Source organism: Bacillus sp. JJ1127 (genome assembly GCF_036965845.1).
Classification (GTDB): domain Bacteria; phylum Bacillota; class Bacilli; order Bacillales; family Bacillaceae_G; genus Bacillus_A.
This window is the reverse complement of sequence record NZ_JBALQK010000136.1, coordinates 548-9407: the sequence shown is the minus strand read 5'-3', so window position 1 is coordinate 9407 and position 8860 is coordinate 548. Positions and strand designations below refer to the sequence as shown.

Here is an 8860-nt window from a genome sequence, read left to right as displayed (position 1 = left end):
ATTCTGCATAGCAGGGATTTGGATGTCGAAAAATGAAAATGGATTTATATAGGAAGAAAAGGTCAGTATAAAGTGTATGGTTACTTTTAGACTTCTATACTATATACATTCATGCATCATTCTATAGCTATTTTCAATGATTGCAAAGTGATGTTTCTCATGAATCGCTAAAAGTTGAATGGCCTGAATGAGATTAGGATACTTAGCAATTGGATCCAAAAATACAATGTGCCCTGCGATATCCTCTTCTATATTTTTAACAAATGCTTGTATTGCATTTGTTTCGTTTACTAGCAATCGCTCTAATTCTTCTCCATTCATAGAATGATAGATCTTTTTTGGTGGTACTAAAATGAAAGGAGCATTCATTCCTCTGCCTTTTTTTTCTTTGAATTCTGCAAAAATGTCATGTATTTCAGTTGCAAATGGAGCATTCCTTCTCATCTTGGCATATGGAAAAAGGACGAAAGAAAACTTAATTGCGACTTTCAGCATTCTAGCAATTAAATATAAGTGATAGAAATGCTCTCCGATCGACCATTTTCCATCTTCATTTCGATACCATAGTTCTTCTTGTGATAGTGATTGTATTTTAGGAAGAAATTGAGACCTTTGCTGGTGCAATGTGTGAAAATGTTTTGCGATATTTTCAGATTTCATATTTAAGTATCCTCCACACTTCTTTTTCCTAATTATAACATTTTTCGCGTGGATGTAATTAAGCCTAGAACAACACGCTCTAGGCTTAAAAATTCATCGATTAATCATACTTATGTCGATTTTCCGTAATTCGAATATACTCAATATCCATTAAATCTCGAAGTAATGCACCATGGCTTAGTTCAACACCATGTTTTTCTTCAAAGTGTGAGCATATTGTATTTAACATTTCAATCTCTTGCTCGCTTACATCTAAAATAATACGTTCATGATCTCCCATAAAGACTCCTCCTTTTCTAAACACATATATTTTGTCCGTCTATTTCTAAAAAATGTATGTTAACCTAATGTTAGGAAATTAGAATTTCAATAATGTTATATAATAATATTAATTAAAGGGGATGCGGTATGAGTTTAATTAAATTAGCAACTAGAGCGGTGGCGAAAGTTACAGCTGAAGTAGTTGGCGGTACGATAGAAGCGGTAGGAGAAGTTACGAATAGTAATTTCATAAAGGATGTTGGAAAAGGGGTTAATAAAGCTACTGTTAAAACTGGAGAAATCGTTGGGAATATTGCTGATGGGACGTATGATGCTATAGGTGGGCTCATTACTGACGATAAACAGCAAGCGAAGCGAGGATATAAAGAGATAATCGGAACAGTCCAAGATACGGCAACGACAATTGGAAAAGGGGTTGTACATGTTTCAGAAAAGGGAGTTGAAACTGTACAAGCGATACGAGAGGGAGATACTGATAAAGCAATAGAAGCAGGAAAAGAATTAGCTAAAGTTGCAGCTGTAGGCGTCTTCTCAGTTGGAGTTATTGATATAATTGATGGTGCAGATGGAATTGCAGAAGGGGTAGAAAGTGATAGTATAGCACAAGCAACAGCTCCAGAAGCAACTGATGCAGAGTATACAACGGAGGAAAATCCGAATACTCATCATGTAACACCCCATGAAAGAACTTTATCTGATGGTAGAACAATATGGGTAGATGGTGATGGAGATTCTAGTGTAGATACACAAGGTGGTTGGGAGCAGCATAATCCGGATTATCGAATTCCTAAAGTATAAATAAAAATAGGGTAGGTAAGAGATTTCCTCTTGCCTACCCTATTTATTTTTATGAATTAAAGCTCACCGTGCTCTTCATCACCACGAACAACAAGGACATCGCATTTTGCATAGCGAATAATATGTTCAGAGACGCTACCGATTAAGAAACGTTCTACGGCGTTTAAACCAGTTGCACCACACATAATTAAATCTACTTTATGTGTTGGAGCAATTTCTTTTGAGATTTTAGATTTTGGATTACCAAATTCTAATACAGTTTCTATTTTTTCAAGACCAGCTTCAGTTGCAACCTTTTTGTAGTCTTCTAATAAGTCTTCTGCAAATAGATTTGCACGCTCAGCAATTGCACGGCTATATGCCTCTACTGCAGAGTATGCTTTTACATCAACAATATGAGCGATTGTTAATGTAGCATTGTTACGTTTTGCAACTTGAATTGCTTTTTTAAAGGCTTTTTCAGCTTCTTTAGAACCGTCCACCGCAATTAAAATATTTGTATATGTATTATTCATAGTAGATTCCTCCCAATCATTTTTATAACCCTTTACAACTTTATTATAAAACAAATTATGGTAATGTGCTTGTCAAAAACGTTACAGAATTTTGAAAAGTCTGTTTCAATTCTTTTTAGTTGTAATTGTAGCAAGAACTTGTTACATATGAATTATAGCAATTTAAAAGGAGGCATGTTTGTGAGACACGCGCTCATTACGGCCGGTACGAAAGGTTTAGGAAAGCAAGTAACAGAGAAATTATTGGCTAAAGGATATTCAGTAACAGTAACATATCATAGCGATATGAGTGCTGTAGCAATAATGAAAGAAAAGTATAAACATATAGAAGAACGTTTACAGTTCGTGCAAGCGGATGTCACGAAAAAAGAAGATTTACATAAAATAGTAGAAGAGGCAATTCATCGTTTTGGCAAAATTGATTTTTTAATTAATAATGCGGGTCCCTATGTATTTGAACGAAAAAAGTTAGTGGATTATGAAGAAGATGAATGGAATGAAATGATACAAGGGAACTTAACAGCGGTATTTCACTTATTAAAACTTGTCGTTCCCATTATGAGGGAGCAACATTTTGGCCGCATTATCAACTATGGATTCCAAGGGGCTGATAGTGCACCTGGTTGGATTTATCGTTCTGCATTCGCTGCGGCAAAGGTAGGGCTTGTTTCGTTAACGAAAACAGTTGCTTATGAAGAAGCGGAATATGGCATTACAGCGAATATGGTTTGTCCAGGAGATATTATTGGTGAAATGAAAGAGGCGACGATTCAAAAGGCACGTACGATGAAAGATAGCCGGACACCAATTGGTAGATCGGGAACAGGTGAAGATATTGCGCGAACAATTTCGTTTTTATGCGAAGAAGATTCCGATATGATTACGGGTTCAATCATTGAAGTAACAGGAGCAGTTGATGTTATTCATAGATATCGATAAAAATAGATAAAGTGAAACTTCCATAAGTGGTGAGTTTCATCCCCTACTTATGGTTAGCCCTCACCAGTCAGACATTAATGCGGGGGAAAATCTATCGGAAAACTCGTATTATTTTTTTGTCAAATATTGAGATATTATGTTAGAATATAAGAGCGTAGAAAGCGCTTAAAAAAATGATTCAGGGGTCATTTCATAACTCAAGGGGGAATTAATAATGCGTATCGGTATTCCAACAGAAATTAAAAACAATGAAAACCGTGTGGCAATGACGCCAGCCGGTGCTGTACATTTAGTACACAATGGTCATGAAGTTTTTGTTCAAAAGGGTGCAGGTTTAGGATCAGGCTTTACAGATGAAGAATACGTACAAGCTGGTGCAAAACTTGTTGAAACTGCTGAAGAAGCATGGAATCAAGATATGGTTATGAAGGTAAAAGAGCCAGTAGAAAGTGAATATGGTTATTTCAGTGAAGGTTTAATTTTATTCACATACTTACACTTAGCTCCAGAGCCAGAATTAACAAAAGCATTAATTGAAAAGAAAGTAGTATCAATTGCGTATGAAACAGTACAATTAGACAATCGTTCTTTACCACTACTTGCACCTATGAGTGAAGTAGCTGGTCGTATGTCTGCACAAATTGGTGCACAGTTCCTTGAAAAAACAAAAGGCGGCAAAGGTATTTTACTTGCAGGCGTTCCAGGGGTAAAACGCGGCAAAGTAACAATTGTCGGCGGTGGTCAAGCTGGTACAAATGCAGCGAAAATCGCAGTAGGTTTAGGTGCTGACGTAACAATTATCGACTTAAGTGCAGAACGTCTTCGTCAATTAGATGATATTTTCGGTAACCAAGTAAAAACGTTAATGTCTAACCCTTACAACATTGCAGAAGCTGTAAAAGAATCTGATCTTGTAATCGGTGCGGTATTAATTCCAGGTGCAAAAGCGCCAAAACTTGTAACAGAAGAAATGATTAAATCAATGGAACCAGGTTCTGTTGTAGTAGATATCGCGATTGACCAAGGTGGTATTTTCGAAACAACTGACCGCATTACAACTCATGATAACCCAACTTATGAAAAACACGGCATTGTTCATTATGCAGTTGCAAACATGCCAGGTGCGGTTCCACGTACATCAACTCTTGCATTAACAAACGTAACAGTACCATATGCAGTACAAATTGCAAACAAAGGCTACAAACAAGCTTGCCTAAGCAATTCTGCATTATTAAAAGGTATTAATACATTAGATGGCTATGTAACATTTGAAGCAGTTGCAGAAGCGCATGGTTTACAATATGCTGATGCGAAAGAGCTTCTTGAAAAAGCTCCTGCTTTATCATAATAGAAAAAATTGTGAGACCTTCCTTATATGAGGAGGGTCTTTTTTTATTTTAAAGCTCTTAAAAGTGGAATTTTATTCTTGTTAGCTTTGTTCACTTTATGATAGGTTTGAATTGTATAAAAAGGGATTTAAAGCAAGAGAGGGGGGCAATTTGGGAATAAAAAGTAATAAGAAAAAGAAAAAAAGATCGCAGAAATATGAAGCATTTCAAGGGCAAGAAGAGAGTATAACGCTGCAACAAGATGGTGCCTTTCACGTATCTAATACATTTCGTTCTATGGCTATCGTTATTTATGTTATTATTTGTGTTTTTTCCATTGGTGGATTTATCCTATTAGATATACGGCCAAGATTTCTTAAAGATACTTTAATATCCATTTTTATGATTATAACAGTATGTATCTATGGTCTGGCCTTTTATAAAATATGGCCAAAACATGAAAGGAAAGACGAGTGGGAAAAGAGACGAAAAGAGGAAAGAAAAAGAGGACAAAGAAGAAGACAGTCTTCTTATACTTCCGATTCATCAAGTGGAATGATAGATTACGGTGATAGTGACTGTAGTAGTTCAAGTGATGGGGGCGATTGTGGCGGCGGAGATTAAAGCTGGAAAGGATTATCTTGAAATGTTTCATTATTCAGAATGATATAGAAGATTATAGAGAGGGCGTACAGCAATGAATTTAGCAAAAGAAGCAGAGGAAAACGTACAGGAGAAAAGTGAACTGAATGAGATGAAAGAAGCGATTGTTAGCTTAGAACAAACTGTACAAGAGCTAAAAGAAGAAGTGAAAAAAGCAAGGAAGCAGAAAAAGACGTTTGATTTTGGAGAAATGGGTTTTTGGGTTTGTGCGATTGTCATTGCAATTGGATGGTTTTGGGGGAAGTAGTAAATTGATTAGGGGATGGGAATAAAGATGGAAAAGGTAAATTTATTAGAACTCACAAAAGATATTAAAGAGCAGCACAAAAATTTTGTTGTATCAAATGTGAATAACCATTGTTTACGGATTGCGGTGTTTACGGGTGAATATGATTGGCACTTTCACTCCAATTCGGATGAATTATTTATGGTACTCGAAGGAGAGTTACTGATTGATTTTCAAGATAAGGATACAGCTGTACTAAAACCGAACGATTCTATTTTAATTCCAGCAGGTACTATTCACAGAACAAGGGCTCTGCAGCGAACTGTGAATCTTTGTTTCGAAAACTTAGAGGCAGATACAGTTATTGTGGAGAATGTATGAAGAAGATAACCTTAGCAAAATATCATACGATTCTTCCGGTTTTAGAGGCGAGCAAACAGGCATCTACTTTTGCTTATGCAGTATGTGACCGAATCATAGATGGTGAGATTGTTGCAAATGAAAAATCAACAGCAGGGTTAATTGCGACTGTTAATGGCATTTACTATCTATTTGGAGATGCCCATGATCAGGAATTTCAACATACTTTGTTTTCGTATATTGAAAAAGACGTTTTAACCAAGGAGAAACGGTTTACACTCTTTACTTCTAGTAAAGAGTGGGAGATGGTTATTGAAAATCATTTCAAGGATTCTTTGAAGAAAATCCCGCGAAAAACATTTCGATTTCAGAGGGATATTTTTGAAGATAGAAAGAGAGAATTAGATGATTTCACATACGAGATTAAGCGTATTGATAAAAATATAATTGAAAAAAGTACCGAATTTACGGAGCAATATTATAAAGAGTATTGGGGATCAAAAGAAACGTTTTTGAACGATGGTTTTGGATTTTGTATTGTACAAGGTCAAAAGGTGGTTGCAGAATGTGTGTCAATTTTTAGTGGGAATGGCTTTGCCGAAATTGACATCGCAACGCATCCAGACCATCAAGGAAAAGGATTAGCCCGGTTAGTTGCAACATATTTCATAGACCACTGTATCCAACATCATATTACGCCATGTTGGGATTGTAATATAGATAATATTCCTTCTCAAAAGCTAGCGAGGAAACTAGGTTTTGATTATCCAGAGGAATACGTTTTATATGTACGTAAGAAGATGGGAGAATAAAAGATGAATGTCGAATTAACAAGATTCAAGGTGAAACAAGGAAAAAGCCACCGTGTTGATGAATGGATGAAGCTACTCAATGATCATATGAAAGACGTATTATTAACATTAAACGACGAAAAAATGTATGTAGAGACAATTTTCCGGGAAATAAGAGATGGAGAAGAATACTTATATTGGTACTCTGTCCAAGGAGAAGGCGGGATAGAGGTCGAAAATTCCCAGCATGAAATTGATAAAAAGCATTTAGAGTTTTAGTATGAATGTATTGATGAGAAGGAAACGGCTGTAGATATGAAAACAGAGGTTGTTATGATTCAAGATGCTGTCAAAGAAGCGATGAAATAATAGAATAATGTTCTTTGTATGTATGGATAAAAGCGCATCAAAATAGATGGGCTTTTTTTGTGAAAAGAATTTAATTTGAAGCACTGTTCAAGTATGAAAAGAAGAAACCAAGACAGTCTTTTTGCGTGTGAAACAAGCAAAAAGACAACACGAAAATTTATGATTGATATGACTATATTTGTATGTAATTTTACATATCCAAATAAAGTAAAATGATATATAAAGGATCATTAAATTATATTAAAAATATTTTTTTGCAAGAGATTAATATAAATCAATGAAAATCATTACATTTTACATTTAATTATTAGAGTATAATTATTTCACTTAGTGAAGTGGTTAGTGGTATTTAATTTTTTAAATATAATATTTTTATAATGCGAATATAAATTACCCGAATTATCAAATAAAAAATGATGCAATTTTATTGTTTACTTATAAAAAACATAGTGTTTAAATGGGGGCGTAAGGACCTTACATTCTATGGAAACAAATAATAACGAGAGTTTTTAACACTCCATCCGAAAGAACTCCCCTTTCTCAAGCGTGTGCAAGGAGAGAACCCAACAGTAGTTCGTTGAAGATCTAGGAATATAGAACTTAAAATCATAACCTATGGAGGAAGATGAAATGATAAATAAAATCCCTTACAAATTACTAGCTGTATCGACGTTTTTAACGATTACAACAGCTAATGTAGTTACACCAGTAACAGCTTTTGCAAGTGAAATTGAACAGACTAACGGAGATATGTCTCTTTCAGCAAATAAAGAACAGATGAAAAAAGCTTTGCAAGATGCTGGGGTATTTGCAAAATCCATGAATGGATATTCTTATATGTTAATTAATAATCCAGATGTGAATTTTGAAAGAATTGATATGAAAGAGGCTCCAAATTTACCTAATCAAATTGTACAAGATCAAAAGAACGCAAGAGAGCATGCTGCTAAATGGGATACACAAGTAAAAAGACAGCTTTTAAATACATTGACAGGCATTGTTGAATACGATACACAATTTGACAATTATTATGATGCGTTAGTAGAGGCAATTAATGAAGGGGATGGAGATACTTTAAAAGAAGGGATTACAGATTTACGAGTTGAAATTCAACAAAACCAAAAGAATACACAAAAATTAATACAAGAATTAACTACGTTAAAAAACAATATTGGACAAGATGTTAAATCATTTGGAGAACATAAAGATCTCTTGCAGTCGATTTTAAAAAAGCAGGACGCTGAGATTGAGGAGGATCAAAAGCGCCTAGATGAAATTTTAGCGAAAATAAATCGTTATAACAAATTAAAATCTGATGGATTCAATGTAATGAAGGGTGCCGTTTTAGGCCTACCGTTGATTGGTGGTATAATAGTAGTTGTAGCAGAAGATCAATTAAAAGAGTTACAGCCGTTAGTAGCACCATTATTAGAAAAAGTAAATCAGCCTGTAGATCATAAAGTAACATTAAATCGTGTAGTCGGTGTTACATATAATAATATTAGTGAGATGTATAATGCGATTGACGGAGCTATTAATGCCCTTACTTATATGTCCACGCAATGGAATAATTTAGATTCTCAATATACAGCGGTACTGCAACAGATTGAGAATACATCTGAAAAAGATGATCAAAACAAATTTAAATTCTTAAAACCTAACTTGGATGCAGCTAAAGATAGTTGGAAAACATTTAAAACAGATGTGTCCGCATTAAAAGAAGGAATAAAAGAATTAAAAGTGGAACATGTTACTCCACAACAATAGGGAAATATCGATTCTGTTACAAAGTTGTCCAAAACATAGAAAATCTGGGATTACATCGTTAAATAACCATTTAACAATTTCCTATACACCGAAAAGGCGGAGTCTGATTCAAGACTTCGCCTTTCACTTTTATGTAAGTTTCAAAAACTTTGCAACAGAACC

General features: G+C 34.8%; 11 protein-coding genes and 1 pseudogene. 9 read left to right on the top strand and 3 right to left on the bottom strand.

Going from position 1 to position 8860, the window contains the following annotated elements; genetic code table 11:
- Positions 1–99: 99 nt before the first annotated feature.
- Positions 100–660 carry a DinB family protein gene (locus tag V7183_RS13945; protein ID WP_335359903.1) on the bottom strand — a complete coding sequence of 187 codons (561 nt, stop codon included), beginning with the start codon at positions 658–660 and terminating at the stop codon, positions 100–102.
- A gap of 100 nt (positions 661–760) precedes the next feature.
- Complete coding sequence (locus V7183_RS13940) at positions 761–940, bottom strand: ProA domain protein (protein WP_335359902.1); 180 nt, start codon at positions 938–940, stop codon at positions 761–763.
- 128 nt (positions 941–1068) lie between these two features.
- Here V7183_RS13940 and V7183_RS13935 point away from each other — a divergent pair, with 128 nt between their 5' ends.
- The gene (locus tag V7183_RS13935; RefSeq protein WP_335359901.1) at positions 1069–1740 is read left to right on the top strand and encodes a hypothetical protein; all 672 of its coding nucleotides are present in this window, start codon (positions 1069–1071) and stop codon (positions 1738–1740) included.
- 56 nt (positions 1741–1796) lie between these two features.
- On the opposite strand, the gene V7183_RS13930 is transcribed toward V7183_RS13935, so the two are convergent.
- Positions 1797–2255, bottom strand: a complete 459-nt coding sequence (locus tag V7183_RS13930) for a universal stress protein (RefSeq protein ID WP_097899299.1) — start codon at positions 2253–2255, stop codon at positions 1797–1799.
- Between the two features lie 147 nt (positions 2256–2402).
- Between V7183_RS13930 and V7183_RS13925 the strand changes: the two genes are divergently transcribed.
- From V7183_RS13925 to V7183_RS13890, 8 genes and pseudogenes are all read left to right on the top strand, one after another.
- Entirely contained in the window at positions 2403–3194 is a 792-nt protein-coding gene (locus V7183_RS13925) for an SDR family oxidoreductase (RefSeq protein ID WP_335359900.1), read from the top strand.
- Between the two features lie 214 nt (positions 3195–3408).
- A complete protein-coding gene (ald, locus tag V7183_RS13920; RefSeq protein ID WP_335359899.1) occupies positions 3409–4542 on the top strand; it encodes an alanine dehydrogenase in 1134 nt (377 codons plus the stop codon).
- Between the two features lie 151 nt (positions 4543–4693).
- Positions 4694–5146, top strand: coding sequence for a hypothetical protein (locus V7183_RS13915; RefSeq protein ID WP_335359898.1), 453 nt, complete (start codon positions 4694–4696; stop codon positions 5144–5146).
- A gap of 73 nt (positions 5147–5219) precedes the next feature.
- Positions 5220–5432 carry a phosphodiesterase gene (locus V7183_RS13910; RefSeq protein WP_335359897.1) on the top strand — a complete coding sequence of 71 codons (213 nt, stop codon included), beginning with the start codon at positions 5220–5222 and terminating at the stop codon, positions 5430–5432.
- Positions 5433–5459: 27 nt separating this feature from the next.
- Positions 5460–5792: a cupin domain-containing protein gene (locus V7183_RS13905; protein WP_335359896.1), complete on the top strand. Its 333-nt coding sequence runs from the start codon at positions 5460–5462 to the stop codon at positions 5790–5792.
- Positions 5789–6583, top strand: a complete 795-nt coding sequence (locus V7183_RS13900) for a GNAT family N-acetyltransferase (protein WP_335359895.1) — start codon at positions 5789–5791, stop codon at positions 6581–6583. The genes V7183_RS13905 and V7183_RS13900 overlap by 4 nt, the downstream gene beginning before the upstream one ends.
- A 3-nt stretch (positions 6584–6586) precedes the next feature.
- A pseudogene (locus V7183_RS13895) lies at positions 6587–6931 on the top strand (DUF6176 family protein).
- A 630-nt stretch (positions 6932–7561) separates the two neighbouring features.
- Positions 7562–8698, top strand: coding sequence for an HBL/NHE enterotoxin family protein (locus V7183_RS13890; protein ID WP_335359894.1), 1137 nt, complete (start codon positions 7562–7564; stop codon positions 8696–8698).
- The last annotated feature ends 162 nt before the right edge of the window (positions 8699–8860 follow it).

Excerpts from the sequence above, each read along its gene's own strand:
- V7183_RS13945 (WP_335359903.1), bottom strand. The coding sequence starts at position 660 with ATGAAATCTGAAAATATCGCAAAACATTTTCACACATTGCACCAGCAA.
- V7183_RS13940 (WP_335359902.1), bottom strand. The coding sequence starts at position 940 with ATGGGAGATCATGAACGTATTATTTTAGATGTAAGCGAGCAAGAGATT.
- V7183_RS13935 (WP_335359901.1), top strand. The coding sequence starts at position 1,069 with ATGAGTTTAATTAAATTAGCAACTAGAGCGGTGGCGAAAGTTACAGCT.
- V7183_RS13930 (WP_097899299.1), bottom strand. The coding sequence starts at position 2,255 with ATGAATAATACATATACAAATATTTTAATTGCGGTGGACGGTTCTAAA.
- V7183_RS13925 (WP_335359900.1), top strand. The coding sequence starts at position 2,403 with ATGAATTATAGCAATTTAAAAGGAGGCATGTTTGTGAGACACGCGCTC.
- ald (WP_335359899.1), top strand. The coding sequence starts at position 3,409 with ATGCGTATCGGTATTCCAACAGAAATTAAAAACAATGAAAACCGTGTG.
- V7183_RS13910 (WP_335359897.1), top strand. The coding sequence starts at position 5,220 with ATGAATTTAGCAAAAGAAGCAGAGGAAAACGTACAGGAGAAAAGTGAA.
- V7183_RS13905 (WP_335359896.1), top strand. The coding sequence starts at position 5,460 with ATGGAAAAGGTAAATTTATTAGAACTCACAAAAGATATTAAAGAGCAG.
- V7183_RS13900 (WP_335359895.1), top strand. The coding sequence starts at position 5,789 with ATGAAGAAGATAACCTTAGCAAAATATCATACGATTCTTCCGGTTTTA.
- V7183_RS13890 (WP_335359894.1), top strand. The coding sequence starts at position 7,562 with ATGATAAATAAAATCCCTTACAAATTACTAGCTGTATCGACGTTTTTA.